This is a genomic window from Peptoniphilus grossensis (genome assembly GCF_001940285.1).
In the GTDB taxonomy this organism is placed as follows: domain Bacteria; phylum Bacillota; class Clostridia; order Tissierellales; family Peptoniphilaceae; genus Peptoniphilus_A; species Peptoniphilus_A faecalis.
Genome location: NZ_MJIH01000001.1, coordinates 922,536 through 937,164 on the forward strand (window position 1 = coordinate 922,536; position 14,629 = coordinate 937,164).

The 14,629-nt window shown below is 32.8% G+C and carries 11 protein-coding genes; 8 read left to right on the forward strand and 3 right to left on the reverse strand.

Going from position 1 to position 14,629, the window contains the following annotated elements; all coding sequences use genetic code 11:
• Nucleotides 1-116 precede the first annotated feature (116 nt).
• Nucleotides 117-1,049, reverse strand: coding sequence for a nitronate monooxygenase (locus BIV18_RS04505; protein ID WP_075659487.1), 933 nt, complete (start codon nt 1,047-1,049; stop codon nt 117-119).
• Nucleotides 1,050-1,301: 252 nt separating this feature from the next.
• Here BIV18_RS04505 and BIV18_RS04510 point away from each other — a divergent pair, with 252 nt between their 5' ends.
• From BIV18_RS04510 to BIV18_RS04540, 7 genes are all read left to right on the forward strand, one after another.
• On the forward strand, nt 1,302-2,375 hold the full coding sequence (locus BIV18_RS04510) for a TAXI family TRAP transporter solute-binding subunit (RefSeq protein WP_075659488.1): 1,074 nt from the start codon (nt 1,302-1,304) through the stop codon (nt 2,373-2,375).
• Nucleotides 2,375-2,920, forward strand: coding sequence for a DUF1850 domain-containing protein (locus BIV18_RS04515; RefSeq protein WP_075659489.1), 546 nt, complete (start codon nt 2,375-2,377; stop codon nt 2,918-2,920). Before BIV18_RS04510 ends, BIV18_RS04515 begins: the two co-directional genes overlap by 1 nt.
• A complete protein-coding gene (locus BIV18_RS04520) occupies nt 2,910-4,976 on the forward strand; it encodes a TRAP transporter permease (RefSeq protein ID WP_075659490.1) in 2,067 nt (688 codons plus the stop codon). Before BIV18_RS04515 ends, BIV18_RS04520 begins: the two co-directional genes overlap by 11 nt.
• Before the next feature lie 190 nt (nt 4,977-5,166).
• A complete protein-coding gene (locus BIV18_RS04525; RefSeq protein WP_075659491.1) occupies nt 5,167-5,820 on the forward strand; it encodes a response regulator transcription factor in 654 nt (217 codons plus the stop codon).
• The gene (locus tag BIV18_RS04530; protein ID WP_075659492.1) at nt 5,808-6,680 is read left to right on the forward strand and encodes a sensor histidine kinase; all 873 of its coding nucleotides are present in this window, start codon (nt 5,808-5,810) and stop codon (nt 6,678-6,680) included. The genes BIV18_RS04525 and BIV18_RS04530 overlap by 13 nt, the downstream gene beginning before the upstream one ends.
• A gap of 88 nt (nt 6,681-6,768) precedes the next feature.
• On the forward strand, nt 6,769-7,446 hold the full coding sequence (locus BIV18_RS04535; protein WP_075659493.1) for an ABC transporter ATP-binding protein: 678 nt from the start codon (nt 6,769-6,771) through the stop codon (nt 7,444-7,446).
• Nucleotides 7,430-9,910, forward strand: a complete 2,481-nt coding sequence (locus BIV18_RS04540; protein WP_075659494.1) for an ABC transporter permease — start codon at nt 7,430-7,432, stop codon at nt 9,908-9,910. Before BIV18_RS04535 ends, BIV18_RS04540 begins: the two co-directional genes overlap by 17 nt.
• A gap of 198 nt (nt 9,911-10,108) precedes the next feature.
• On the opposite strand, the gene BIV18_RS04545 is transcribed toward BIV18_RS04540, so the two are convergent.
• Together BIV18_RS04545 and proB are read right to left on the reverse strand one after the other, a co-directional pair.
• Complete coding sequence (locus BIV18_RS04545) at nt 10,109-11,365, reverse strand: glutamate-5-semialdehyde dehydrogenase (RefSeq protein WP_075659495.1); 1,257 nt, start codon at nt 11,363-11,365, stop codon at nt 10,109-10,111.
• Nucleotides 11,343-12,125 carry a glutamate 5-kinase gene (proB, locus tag BIV18_RS04550; protein ID WP_075659496.1) on the reverse strand — a complete coding sequence of 261 codons (783 nt, stop codon included), beginning with the start codon at nt 12,123-12,125 and terminating at the stop codon, nt 11,343-11,345. Before proB ends, BIV18_RS04545 begins: the two co-directional genes overlap by 23 nt.
• A gap of 160 nt (nt 12,126-12,285) precedes the next feature.
• Between proB and BIV18_RS04555 the strand changes: the two genes are divergently transcribed.
• Nucleotides 12,286-14,607 (forward strand): bifunctional dihydroorotate dehydrogenase B NAD binding subunit/NADPH-dependent glutamate synthase, encoded by a 2,322-nt coding sequence (locus tag BIV18_RS04555; protein ID WP_075659497.1) that lies wholly within the window; start codon nt 12,286-12,288, stop codon nt 14,605-14,607.
• Nucleotides 14,608-14,629: the final 22 nt, after the last annotated feature.

Below are 14,629 nucleotides of genomic sequence, written 5' to 3' on the forward strand. Positions count from 1 at the left end.
TAAATTTTCAATTAAGGCTTAATTAGTCCAAGTATAAATAGATGCAAAGACAAGTTTTAAGTGGCTTTAGCTTACTATTTGCTCTGACTTTTTCACTGGCTTTTCTTTTCTATATTTTAATTCTTTTCTTTAAAACTTCTCTTTAACTTTTCGTATTCCTTCATTATATTTTCGATTATTTCTCTTGCACTCTCAATTTTATTTAGGTACTCAAATCCTTCACCCGCCAAAACAGAACCCCATTCTACATCTCCATCTCTTACAGCTTTTTTCCCTGAACCACGAGCATATTTTTCAAATTCTTCTTCTCCAAGATTGTTAATTTCTATCTCCAAAAGTTTTTCTGCCAATTTGTTTTTGTAGCATCTTATAGGATGATTTGTTGTTACTCCCGTTACAATTGTATCTCTATCCTTTGCTTCTATTAAAACTTCTTTAAATTTTTCGTGGACTGGTGCTTCTCTTGATAGCAAAAATTTTGTTCCCATTTGTACGCCACTTGCCCCTAAAATTTCTGCCGCTAAAATATGTCTTGCCGTGTAAATACCACCCGCAGAAATCACAGGAATCTTTACAGAATCGCAAATTTCTGGGAGAGCAGGAAAGGTGTTTAGCTTTCCAATATGTCCTCCCGCCTCTGCGCCTTCAAATACACAAGCTATTGCCCCGAGGCTCTCAACTTTTTGTGCCATTTTTTTATTTGCAATAATGGGAATTACTTTTAATTTGTTTTTTAACCAATAGTCAAAATATTTTTGAGGGTTTCCTGCTCCACAAGTTATTATCTCAACTCCCTCTTCAACGACAACTTTATTTAATTCTTCAATATCTGGATGAATCATTACAAGATTTACTCCAAAGGGCTTGTCAGTCATTTTTTTTATTTTTCTAATTTCCCTTCTAACTTCGTCAGGGCTAAATCCACCAGTTGCAATCATCCCGAGACCGCCAGCAGTAGATACTGCACCGGCAAGCTCTGCTGTTGAAATATTTGCCATAGCACCTTGAAAAATTGGATATTTAATATTTAAAATCTCATTAATCTTCATAAATCCTCCTATTTATTTTCTTTATTATTTATTTAAAATATTTACCCAAAAATATTTATTCAACCAAAATCAAATTACAAAATACTTATAAATCGTTTTCAATAAAATTTTCGTACAAATAAAATGCGACTTTTCAGGATAATTAGCTTTTTATTTAATTGACAATTAATATTCAATAATGTAATATAAAATTATCGGATAAACATTTTCATAAAATTTTAGTTTATTTGAATAATGTCAAGGAGGGTTATTATGACTAAGAAAAAATTTATGACGCTAATCATGCTTATTGCTTTAGCTGCAGTTGTTTTGACAGCTTGTAGTGGTGGAGGAAACAAAAAAGAAGATTCTTCGGCAAACGCTACTAAAACTGAAGAAGGTGCAAAAACAGAAGAGGGTAATAAAGCTACTGGCGACATCAAAGCCGAAGGTTTAATGGAAACTAAGGGCGGATTTATGTCAGTTGCAACAGGCGGTACTGGTGGTACATATTACCCATTAGGTGGAGCACTATCTAATATTTTAAACAATGCAGGCGTTAATTATACTGCTACTGCACAAGCTACTGGCGCATCTGTTGAAAACGTGGAACTAATTACTAAGGGCGATGCGGAAATCGCATTCATACAAAATGACGTTGCCTATTATGCAGCAAATGGTACTGATACTTTTAAAGGAAATCAAAAATCTTCTCTAAGAGGTCTATGCTGTCTATATCCTGAATTCGTTCAAATAGCTGCTTCTGATGATTCTGGAATCGAAACTATTGAAGACTTAAAGGGTAAGAAAGTTGCAGTTGGCGCTCCTGGCTCTGGCGTTGAAGTTAATGTTAAGCAAATCCTTGAAATTCATGGAATTACTTATGATGATTTGGGAAAAGTTGACTTCTTATCTTTTGCTGAAGCTGCTGATCAAATTAAATCTGGTCAAATAGACGCTGCTTTCATTACAGCTGCTATTCCATCATCAGCCTTTACTGAACTTGCTACAACTCATAATATTCACTTAGTTCCTATAGCTGAAGATAAAGCTGCTGAACTTATTAAAAAATATCCATTCTACGTTAACCTACACGTTACTCCAACTGAATATAAGGGACAAGACAAAGAACTTTCTCTTGTAGCAGTTCAATCAATGTTAGCAGTTGACGAAAAAATGGCTGATGAAGATGCTTATAACATTGTTAAACTTTTATTTGAAAATCTTGATACAATGAAAGAATCTCACGCAAGAGGTGGCGACATCGCTCTTGATAAAGCTCTTGACGGTATGAGTATTGAAGTACACCCAGGTGCACAAAAATATTTCGATGAAGTTAAAAAATAATGAGTGGCAGAAATAAAGAGGGCATTGGAAAGAAGTTATTCTTTCCAATACTCTTTATTATATTAGTTTTTTTTATTTTATCCTTTATTATTTTATCCTTTATTAAAATCGATGCAATTTTTATAAAATCTTATTTTAATGGAAATATTAAAAAGATTGAATATTTAAAGGATAAGGATAGGTTTGGCATAGTTTATACTCATTCAGTTGAGAAATCTCAAACTAGCGAATGGTATGAAGCTCGTGATGGAAAGTTGATCCTTATGGAACAAAGGTATCGCGACCAAGGTGCAGGACTACCTGTAAATTTAATTTACAAGTTTAAATATGCTGAGGATGGAAGTTTCTGTCTATATGATATGAATGTTCCCTTTGATACTGTTGTTTATAGAACAGGAGCTGTTATAGCAAATCATAAATTCGTAATTAATGGCAAAGCTACTCCTTTCTTGGAATTTTCTGAACCTAGAGAAGCTTTAGAATTTTCTACCAAACATATATCGCTTTTACAATATGCACTAAGGAGGTGCCAAATTGAGCAATAATAATAATAATAATAATAATAATAATAATTTAAATGAAAATATAAAATCTGAAAAGATATCAGATGCTAGTGTTACAAAGTCAACAGATGATCTCGGCGCTATGAATGTCGATGAATTAATGGAACAATATGATCTCGAAACTAGTAAACTTCGTAAGTTATCTGGCAAGGTTGCTTTATTTATTACAATCGTTGCAATTTTAATGTCTGCTTTCCATCTATATACTGCATGGCACGGAACATTATTAGCAATGAAACAAAGATCACTTCACTTAATCTTTGCTTTCACTCTTGGTTTTGCCCTATATCCTGGTTTTAAGAAGTCATCTAAGACTAAAATTGAAATTCTGGACTGGGCATTGATGATTTTATCAATTGGTGTATGGAGTTACATATTCTTTAATGTAGAAGCTATTGCCTTAAAAGGTGGTCAAATGTCCACACTTGACATGGTAATGGGAGTTCTTGCAGTTCTCCTTACTCTAGAAGTTACAAGAAGAGTTGTTGGCCCAGAGCTTCCGATTGTTACTATAATATTTCTAATTTTTGCATACTTTGGCAGACACTTGCCTGGAGTTTTTGCTCACAGAGGCTTTAACGTAACTAGAATTGTTTCCCACATGTACATGACTACAGAAGGTATTATGGGTACACCTCTCGGAGTATCTTCTACATTTGTATTTATGTTTATCTTGTTTGGTTCTTTCCTAGACAAGACTGGTGTCGGTGAATTCTTTATAGACTTTGCTTATGCCCTTACTGGTTCTACGAGATCAGGTCCTGCAATGACTTCAGTTCTTTCTTCAGGTCTTATGGGTTCAATCTCAGGTTCATCTGTAGCAAACACAGTTACCACTGGTGCTTTTACAATTCCATTAATGAAATCAGTTGGCTACAAGCCTCATTATGCAGGCGCCGTTGAAGCTACTGCATCTACTGGCGGACAAATTATGCCTCCAGTAATGGGTGCTGCTGCCTTTATTATGGCGGACTTCACTGGTTTTCCTTATATTTCAATTGTTAAAGCTGCTATTATTCCAGCAATTCTATACTATATAGCCGTTGGTACAATGGTTCACTTGGAAGCTTGTAAACTTGGTCTTAAGGGTATGCCAAGAGAATCTCTTCCAAAGGTTTCAAAAATTTTAGCTAAACAAGGTTATTTAACTCTACCTCTTATCGCAATCATCTTTATGTTGGTTAAACAATATCCTCCAACAATGGCTGCTTTAACTGGTATTATCATTGGAGTTATAGTTGCCTTTGTAGCATCTCTAATTAAAAAAGATAATTCTTTTACTGCAAAAGATATTCTTGAAGCAATGGAAGCCGGTGCTAAGGGTGCTGTTGGTGTAGCTTGTGCCTGTGCATGTGCTGGTATGATAGTAGGTGTGGTAACACTTACTGGATTTGGTCTAAAGATCGCAGAAGTTATAGTACTAATAGCTAAAGGTAAACTTATTCCAACATTACTACTAACTATGGTATCTTCAATTATCCTTGGAATGGGACTTCCAACAACTGCAAAATACATAGTACTTGCAACTATGGCTGTTCCAGCAATAACAAAACTTGGTGTAAACCTAATGTCAGCTCACTTATTTATTCTATACTTTGGTGTAGTTGCTGACGTTACTCCTCCAGTAGCACTAGCTGCTTATGCAGGAGCAGGTATCGCAGGTGCAAACTCAATGAAAACTGGATTTCAAGCTTTTAAACTTGCAATTGGCGCCTTCATAATACCTTACATCTTCGTTATTAATCCACACTTAATAATGGTTGATTCCGTTGTTGGAACAACAGTAAATTGGCTTCCAATAACTGCTGCAATACCAACTATTGTAACTGCTCTTATTGGTACTTTCTGCTTGGCAGGTACAGTTGAGGCCTATCTATTTGGTAAATTAAGAATTTGGCAAAGAGTAATACTTCTTTTAGCTGCCTTTGCACTTTTAGATCCAAAACTTCTTACTGATGTTATTGGACTTGCAGCTCTAGCATTTATCTATATTACTCAAAAAATATTAAACAAAGATAAGCCAGCTGCGGCTGTTTAAATTTTAATAAAAATATAAAAGGACTTTGCAAAAATCCTAAAAATAAAAAAGGCGAGGATAAAAAATTCTCGCCTTTTTTGATACAATGTATATACTAAAAAACAATATTTTCAAGAATATAAAATAAATTTATATATAAGATAAATAGAAGTGGATATATAAATATAAAATTAATATGAGGAGGAAAGCTATGAAAAAGATATTAATAATAGAGGATGACAAACATCTAAATAAAGGCTTATCCATAGCTTTAGAAAAAAATTATGAAGTCATTTCTACATTTACTATAAATGATGCCCAAAATTTTATTGATGATTCTGATTTGATTTTACTTGATATGAATTTGCCCGATGGGGATGGTCTTGAAATAATAAAATATACAAGAAAGATTTCCACAATTCCAATAATTGTGTTGTCAGCTATAAATTTAGAAGCCTATATCATCTCCTCAATTGAGTTAGGTGCAGACGATTATCTAACAAAACCTTTTTCTTTGGGAATCTTAGAAGCAAAAATAAAAAGAACCTTCGAAAAGATAGCGTCTTGTGATTTAAACCTTTTTAAAAAAGATGGTCTAGATTTTAATTTCAATGAAAATACTTTCTATGTGGATGATAAAAATATAGAACTCACAAGGACGGAGGCAAAAATTTTGTACTATCTAATAAAAAACAAGTCTCAGGTTATAACTAAAGAATTGCTATTTGATTTTGTTTGGGGAATAGATGATGAATTTATTGATCAAAATACTTTGAGCGTCAATATTTCTCGAATCAGAAATAAGTTAAAACCCTATGACCCTATAGGGACAGTCTTTGGAGTTGGATATAAATGGCAATTTTAATAGGTCTTTTAGCTCTTATAATTGGAATTCTTTTATATAAATATATTGTCTTGAGAAATGAGGTGCGTGAATTTTCAGATTATATTGATGATGCAATAGATGGAAATTTAGAAATTACTAAATTCGATGAGAAGGAACTTTCTAAAATAAAATCAAAACTCATTAAATTTTTATATGCAAGTCAGGTAAAAGAAGTGAAAATCAATACAGAAAAAAATAAAACAAAGAATTTAATAGCAGATATATCTCATCAAACCAAGACGCCAATAACCAATCTTTCGTTATATATTAGTCTTTTAGAAGATAATCCAAAAGATGAGTATATTGAGATTATTAAGTATGAATTAGATAAATTAAAATTTTTGATTGATACCCTCGTAAAATCTTCTAGGCTTGAATCTGATATTATAGTTTTGCAAAAAAATCCAGCAAATTTAAAAGATTTAGTAAGGGATGTTCTAGAAGAATTTAAAGCCCTATTAAGGGAAAAAGATATAAAAATTACTTTAAAAGATGAAGACTTAATTTTCGATTTAGACGAAAGATGGCTCAAAGAAGCTATCCACAATTTAGTTGACAATGCCATAAAATATTCGCCAAATAGCACAAATATTAATATTTCAGTTTATAAATCTTATCTAAATTATAATCTAGACATAGAAAATAAGTGCATAGACTTATCAGAAGAAACTTTGCCTAAAATATTTGAAAGGTTTTATAGAGGAAGAAATTCAGTCTATAAAGATGGACTTGGTTTAGGACTTTTTATAGCCAAAGAAATTATAGAGAAACATGGCGGAAATATAAAGGCATCTTTGAAGGAAAATAAAATAAAGTTTTCAGTAGACTTCCCCTTGTGAGAAGTCTTTTTTCTTACAAAACTGTAAGAAGTCTTGTAAGTGTTTTGTAAGATGAGGATGTTATATTAAATGTAAAGAGGTGATAGATATGTTAAAAGTTGAAAATTTAAAAAGATATTATAAAACTAATGAGGTTGAGGTAAGAGCTCTCGATGGTGTATCTTTCGTTGTTGAAAAGGGAGAATTTATCTCTATAATCGGAGCATCTGGTTCGGGGAAGTCTACCCTATTACATTTAATGGGAGGACTCGATTATCCCACAAGTGGTAAAGTTATAATTGATGATACAGATATTTATGCTTTAAAGGATGATGAGAGAACCATCTTTAGAAGAAGAAATATTGGTTTTGTCTTTCAAGCATATAATCTTTTACCCATGCTAAATGTATATGAAAACATAATTATTCCCTTTGGTCTTGACGGCGACAAGGTTGATAAAAAATATGCCCAATATGTAATGGATATTCTAGAGATTAGCGATCAAAAAAATAAAATGCCCAATGAATTATCGGGTGGTCAACAGCAAAGAGTTGCCATAGCAAGAGCCTTGGTCACTAAACCATCTATAATTCTAGCTGATGAGCCTACAGGAAATTTGGACTCAAAATCATCTTCACAAGTTGTTTATTTATTAAAAAAGATTAATAAAGAGCTTGGAAATACTATTCTTATGATTACTCACGATGATTCCGTGGCTCAAGCGGCAAATAAAGTTATAAGAATTGAAGATGGAAAATTGGTGGTAGATAATGAAAGTCAAAAATAAAGCTTATATAAGGAGGCTTGCAAAAAACATTTTAAATGCGAATAAAAATAGGAGAAATATTCTCTTAATTGCCATTGCTTTGACTTCTATACTATTTACAAGTCTGTTTTCCGTAGCCTTAGGTTTAGGAAAAAGCATGGAAACCCAAAGGATGAAAACTATTGGTACAATCAGCCATGGTTCTTTTAAAGATATTTCTGACGAAGATGTAGAAATATTAACTCAAGATAAGGATGTAAAGGATTTTTCAGTAAGAGAGAAAGTTGGAATACTTGATGATGAAAAAATAAGTGCAGAACTATCCTATATGGACAAAAAAGGATTTGAATGGTCTCTAATAGAAAAAGTTAAGGGGAAGTTTCCAGAAAAAGAAAACCAAGTATTTATAGATATAGCAACTGCAAAAAAGTTAGGTTATAAAGGAGAAATTGGAGAAGAGATAGAAATTCCTTTTAAAATAGAAAAACCTTACACAGGAGAGATTATTGAAAAGAAAAGTGATAAATTTATTATATCGGGGACTTTTCAAAATCCTATTGACTCCAACGTTGGTGTAGGACAAATCTATTTATCAAAAGCTTATGTAGACAAATTATCCCTTCCAGAAAATAATAATGACGTGGAAGTAATGCTAAAGAATTCCTTTATGATAAGGGATAAACTTATAAAAATTGCAGAGAGAAATGGTTATAAAGTGGTAGATGACCCTGGAAATCTATCCGACAAAGAAATAAGAACTGGTGTTAACTTTGCCTATCTTTTATCTGGTGATTCTAGTTTTGATTTTAAAACATTTCTACCCTTCTTATCTTTTTTGATTTTGGTAATAGTCGCGGGATATTTGATAATAAATAATATTTTTAAGATATCCGTAAATGAAGATATTAAACTTCTGGGACTTTTAAAAACAATTGGAATGACAAAGCCACAAATCAAAAGGCTTATTCATCTTGAGTCTTTAGCAGTCGCACTTCCGTCAATATTAGTTGGAGATTTAGTAGGAATTTCTATCGGAAAAATTATTTTAAATAAAATATTTGCAAATAATGAGATGTTAACGGATGTAAAATTATCGCTCATGGTAATAATCTTAATTATAGTATTTTCGACAGCCTTTACTTTGCTTACTGTATTTCTATCGGTGATGAGACCTGCAAGATATGCAGCAAAAGTTTCTCCAATAGATGCCAGCAAATACAACGAAACCACGATAAAAAAGAAATATAAAAGTGAAAATATTTCTCTGGGAAAGCTTGCTAGAAGAGAGGTTTTCTCAAATAAATTTAGATTTATCTCAATTGTTCTTTCTATAAGTCTATCGGCAGTTATTTTAAATAGCGTTTTAACTTATACCGGCAATATTGATTTAGAAAAGGGAATTTCTGATGTAATCGTAACGGACTATAATATAGCAAGCCCAAAATATTTTAGATATATGTATTTAGGTAGTGAAGAAGGAATTGAGAAAAAGTTTATTGATGAAATAGAAAGCTATAAGGGTTTTAAGGGTGGGGGCGCCTTATACTATTATGGTTATGAGTACGATTATCCAGATATTAAAATAGAGGACAAAAAAGTTGCACCAATTTTATTTGGTATAGATGAATATCTAATAGACAAACAAAAATTCATAGATGGAGAGTTTGATAAAGAAAAATGGCAAACAGGAAATTATGTTATTATAGGAGAATATGGAGATAAAAAATCTGCATTTAAAGCTGGCGATAAAATAAAGATTAATGTCAAAAATAAAGTCAAAGAAGTCCAAGTGATGGGCAAGGTTGAATATAATTTTTCCAATGGACTTAGATATTTCCCTGTAATTAAGGAAGATATAAACGACGAATCTAGTCCTACTTTAGGTTTGGAATATATTTATATGAATCCGAATGAGTATAGAGAGCTCACAAGAGATCAAAGTATAATGTCCTATGGATTTGATGTGGAGGATATTGAAAAGGAAAATTTTGATAATCTATTAAAAACTTTTGAAAATGAGCCAGACTTTTCCTATGATTCAAGAGACCTTCAGATCAAATCTACAACGGAATTCAAAAGCCTAATAGAATTTGCTGGCTACAGCTTATCTATAGTATTGTTCTTAATATCGGTGCTTAACTTTATTAACGTTATTGCTACTGAAATTTTAAAAAATATGGTCAACTTGTCAATCCTTGAAGCAATTGGAATGACAAAGAAAAATATTAAAAAATATTTGGTGAAAAAGAATTTGATTTACTCTTTTTGTGGCTTAATATTTTCTTTTCTCATTATGCTTCTTGTAAATAAATTTATATTAGTAGATTTCATGGCACAGACTAAATGGACTTCCTATAAATTCGTGATTATGCCGCTTATTCTCGTAAATATTATAAATATAATTATCGGGATAATATTTACTGGTAAGTTCTATGAAAGGCACAGCAAAAACAATCTTATTGATAGGATAAGAAATTTGGAATAATGGAAGAGAACAATATATTTATTATACTAATTCTTATTGATTTTAATTCTGCCCATAGATATATTTCGTAGTTTGTAAATGCATAAGAGTTCTATATAAAATAAAACCGACATTTATCTTAAAAAATAAGTGTCGGTTTTTGTTGACTCTTAATATCTCTTGGAAAATAAAATCTCTAACAAATATTTTTAAGAAATATTATCTTCTAAACTCGCCATGCCCAAATACTATATATTTGTAGCTTACAAGTTCTTCCAATCCAACTGGTCCTCTAGCGTGAAGTTTTTGTGTTGAGATGCCAAGTTCTGCACCTTTTCCAAATTCTCCACCATCTGTGAACCTTGTTGATGCATTTACATAGACACAAGCTGAGTCCACTTCTTCCAAAAATTTCATTGCTCTTTCATAGGATTTTGTTAGTATTGCTTCAGAATGCCCCGTTGAATATTTTGTAATATGTTGAATTGCTTCATCAACATTGGAAACTGTCTTTACAGAAAATTCGTAGTCTAAGTACTCCCTTCCAAAGTCATCTTCAGTTACAGCTTCTGCATTTTTAAATTTTGAAATAGATTTTTCATCTGCATGAACTTTTATATTATATTTTTCTACAACTTCATTTAACATTTCAAAAAATTTATCTGAAAGATTTTCATTTAACACAAGTGATTCCATGGCATTGCACACGCCAATCCTTTGTGTCTTTGCATTTTCTATGATCTTTACTGCCTTTTCAATGTCCGCTTCATCGTCTACATATATATGGCAATTCCCCACTCCAGTTTCAATTACAGGAACTTTTGCATTTTCCACGACGGAACTAATTAAGGATGCCGATCCCCTTGGGAGCAAAAGATCTATATATCCCTTTAATTGCATAAGTTCTCTTGAAGACTCTCTAGATGTGTCCTTTACAATTTGGACGAAATTTTCATCATAACCTGAATTTTTTATCCCAAGTCTAATTGCATCTGCTATTGCAATATTTGAATTTATAGATTCCTTGCCTCCACGAAGAATTATGGCACTAGATGCTTTAAGCGACAAAATTGAAGCATCTAGTGTTACATTTGGTCTTGATTCGTAAATTATTGCAATAACTCCCATGGGAACAGTTTTCTTTCCAATTAAAAGTCCCGCATAATTTTTTTCCATTGACAATACCCTTCCCACTGGATCCTTAAAGTCGATTACATCGTCAATAGATTTTGCCATAGCTTCTATTCTTGCATTATTTAAAAGAAGTCTATCTATTAGACCTTCTGGCATATTATTTTCTCTACCCTTTTTTATATCCAGTTCATTTGCCCTTAATATATTTTCACTTTCAGACAAAAGTGACTTCTTAATTGAAGCTAACATTTTATTTTTTTCTTCTGTATTTAATTTTTTTAATTTATAGGAAGCTTCCTTTGCTATTTCCCCTAATTCCTTAACACTTAAAATAGGTTCCAATTTCTTCTCCTTTAACTATATCTCTAATTATCTTCATATTTTCACCAGATGCGATTACAACTTCGATATTCTTTTCCATGGCAAGCTTTGCCGCCTTGATTTTTGTGAACATTCCTCCTGTGCCAACATTGGACTTTGTTTCCTTTGCCATTCCTTCCACATTACTTATGTCTTTAACTTCACGAATAATCTTTGCCTCGCTATTTTTTCTCGGATCGTCAGTATAAAGTCCCTCAATATCTGTTAGCATAATGAGAAGATCTGCCTCTGTAATTCTCGCAATCACAGCAGATAATGTATCATTGTCGCCAAATTTTATTTCGTAAGTAGAAATTGTGTCGTTTTCATTTATTATCGGTATGGCATTCATCCCCTGCAATTTTTCAAAAGTATTTTTTGCATTAATTCTCATCTCGTCATCTTTTTCTATTTGTCTAGTTAAAAGAATTTGCGCAGAGTTGTAGCCATAGCTAATTAAAGATCTATCGTAAATATTTGTAAGTGCAACTTGACCCACTGCTGCAGCAGCTTGTTTATCGGAAGTTTCCCTTGGCCTTTCTTTTAAATTTAATTTCGCACGACCTGCTGCAATAGCACCACTAGATACTAAAATAACATCTATTCCTCTATTTTTTAAGTTTGCAATTTCATAACAAAGTTCATCGATTTTTTGTAGATTTATCTTTCCATTGTCGTGAGTAATAGAAGAGGACCCAACTTTTATCACGACTTTTCTTATTTCTTTTGAAAATTTCCTCATTTCAATCACCTTAAATATAATATACTTTAAATTTTTACTTTAGTAAATATTTTTTACCCTTTATAACAAAAAAGTATATTTTAAATAAATAATCCTAACATTTTAAATTCCTTTTACCTTAATTTCCCTTATGCTATAATAATTGTGGAGTGTGATTATTTTGCCAAAAATTTTAAGAAAAAAATTACTTGCGCCAAATATTTATTTATTTGACATTTATGCACCTAAAATTGCAGCTTCTGCAAAACCAGGTCAGTTTATTATTTTAATTGCAGACAAATATTCCGAGAGAATTCCTCTTACAATCTCAGATTACAATGTAGAAAGGGGAAGTGTTCAAATAGTTGTACAAGCTTCGGGAGAATCTACCAAAAAAATTGTATCCTTTGAAGAGGGCGAAAGCTTTAAGGATTTCGTTGGCCCCCTTGGTCACGCATCCGATTTTTGCGACATGCCCCTTGAAAATTTAAAAGATAAAAAATATTTATTCGTTGCCGGTGGTGTTGGAACTGCTCCAGTTTATCCTCAGGCAAAGTTTTTTAAAGAAAAGGGTCTTAGCTGCGATATTATTATTGGAGCAAAGTCAAAGGAATTTGTAATCTTAGAAGATGAGCTTAAATCTGTCTGTGATAATTTATACATAGCCACAGATGACGGAAGTTACGGTTTTAAAGGTTTAGTAACTGATAAAATCGTGGACCTAGTTGAAAATGAAAATAAAAAATACGATCATGTAGTTTCCATTGGACCTATGATTATGATGAAATTTGTATGTTTAACTACAAAAAAATATAATCTGCCTACTACAGTTTCCCTAAATCCAATTATGGTGGACGGAACTGGAATGTGTGGGGCTTGTCGTGTAAGCATTGGCGGCAAAACTAAATTTGCCTGCGTCGATGGACCAGAATTTGACGGTCACTTAGTTGACTTTGATTCTGCAATGAAAAGGCAAAGACAATATGTAAATAACAAAAAAACTAAAGCAATTGCAGACCACCACTGCACAATGGACCTTGCCATATCTGATCACTTGGCAGAAAAATCTGTACAAGATAAAAATTTAGAAGGCGAAACTATCGAAAACTTTACAATAAAAAAAGCTAAAGATAGATTTAAAAGAGTTCCAATTTCTGAACAAGCACCTGATGAAAGAAATAAAAACTTTAAAGAAGTATGTCTTGGCTACACTGCAGAGGAAGCCGTAGAAGAAGCGAGCAGATGTCTTAATTGTAAAAACCCTGGATGCGTTGGAGGCTGCCCAGTTTCTATTGACATCCCTGGCTTTATTAAAGAAATAGCCAATGGGAATTTCAAGGAAGCTTACAAAGTTCTTTCACTTTATACTTCTCTTCCTGCAGTATGTGGTAGAGTTTGTCCTCAAGAAACTCAATGCGAAGAAAGATGTATCCTTGCAAATCGAGGCGACTCCGTATCCATTGGTAAGCTTGAAAGATTTGCAGCTGATTATGCAAGACGTCACCAGATTAAAGACAGTGGTGATATTAAAAAACTAAACAAAAAAGTTGCTATAGTTGGTGCAGGTCCTGCTGGACTTACTTGTGCAGGAGAACTTGCAAAGATGGGCTATGACGTTACAATTTTTGAAGCTTTGCAACAATCTGGCGGAGTTTTAATTTATGGAATACCTGAATTTAGACTTCCAGACGAAGTTGTTGAATACGAAGTAGAAAATATTAAAAATCTCGGCGTAAAAATCGAAAATAACTTTGTAATTGGCAGAACTATGACTATTGACGACATTATAAAAGAAGGTTACGAAGCAGTCTTCATTGGATCGGGTGCAGGTCTTCCTAAATTTATGAATATTCCTGGAGAAAACTTAAATGGAGTTTATTCTGCAAATGAATTTTTGACAAGGAACAATTTAATGAGATCCTTTGACGAAGAATACGACACTCCAGTAAATGTTGGCGAAAAAGTTGCAGTAGTTGGCGGTGGAAATGTCGCAATGGACGCTGCAAGAGTTGCAAAAAGACTTGGAGCTGATGTTTCAATTGTATATAGACGTACTGAAAAAGAACTTCCTGCGAGAGTTGAAGAAGTTCACCACGCTAAAGAAGAAGGAATCAAATTTGAAATGCTAACTGCTCCCGTTGAAATTATTGGTGACGACGAAGGCTGGGTTAAATCCCTTAAATGCGTTAGAAATGAATTAGGAGAACCTGACTCATCTGGCAGAAGAAGACCAGTCCCAATAGAGGGTAGCGAATACGAAGAGAAATTTGAAACTGTCATTATGGCACTTGGCACAAATCCAAATCCTCTTATTTCTTCAACTACAAAAAATCTAGAAATTGCAAAATGGGGCGGAATTATTGTAAATGAAGAATCACAAACTTCTCGAGAAGAAATTTTTGCCGGCGGAGATGCAGTAACTGGCTCTGCCACAGTAATACTTGCCATGGGCGCAGGGAAAAATGCCGCAAAATCTATTGACGAATTTCTAAGAAATAAATAATAATAAGCTAGTGATAAAAATT

Coding starts and splice junctions, on each gene's coding strand:
- BIV18_RS04510 (WP_075659488.1), top strand. CDS start 1,302: ATGACTAAGAAAAAATTTATGACGCTAATCATGCTTATTGCTTTAGCT.
- BIV18_RS04505 (WP_075659487.1), bottom strand. CDS start 1,049: ATGAAGATTAATGAGATTTTAAATATTAAATATCCAATTTTTCAAGGT.
- BIV18_RS04535 (WP_075659493.1), top strand. CDS start 6,769: ATGTTAAAAGTTGAAAATTTAAAAAGATATTATAAAACTAATGAGGTT.
- BIV18_RS04515 (WP_075659489.1), top strand. CDS start 2,375: ATGAGTGGCAGAAATAAAGAGGGCATTGGAAAGAAGTTATTCTTTCCA.
- BIV18_RS04540 (WP_075659494.1), top strand. CDS start 7,430: ATGAAAGTCAAAAATAAAGCTTATATAAGGAGGCTTGCAAAAAACATT.
- BIV18_RS04530 (WP_075659492.1), top strand. CDS start 5,808: ATGGCAATTTTAATAGGTCTTTTAGCTCTTATAATTGGAATTCTTTTA.
- proB (WP_075659496.1), bottom strand. CDS start 12,125: ATGAGGAAATTTTCAAAAGAAATAAGAAAAGTCGTGATAAAAGTTGGG.
- BIV18_RS04525 (WP_075659491.1), top strand. CDS start 5,167: ATGAAAAAGATATTAATAATAGAGGATGACAAACATCTAAATAAAGGC.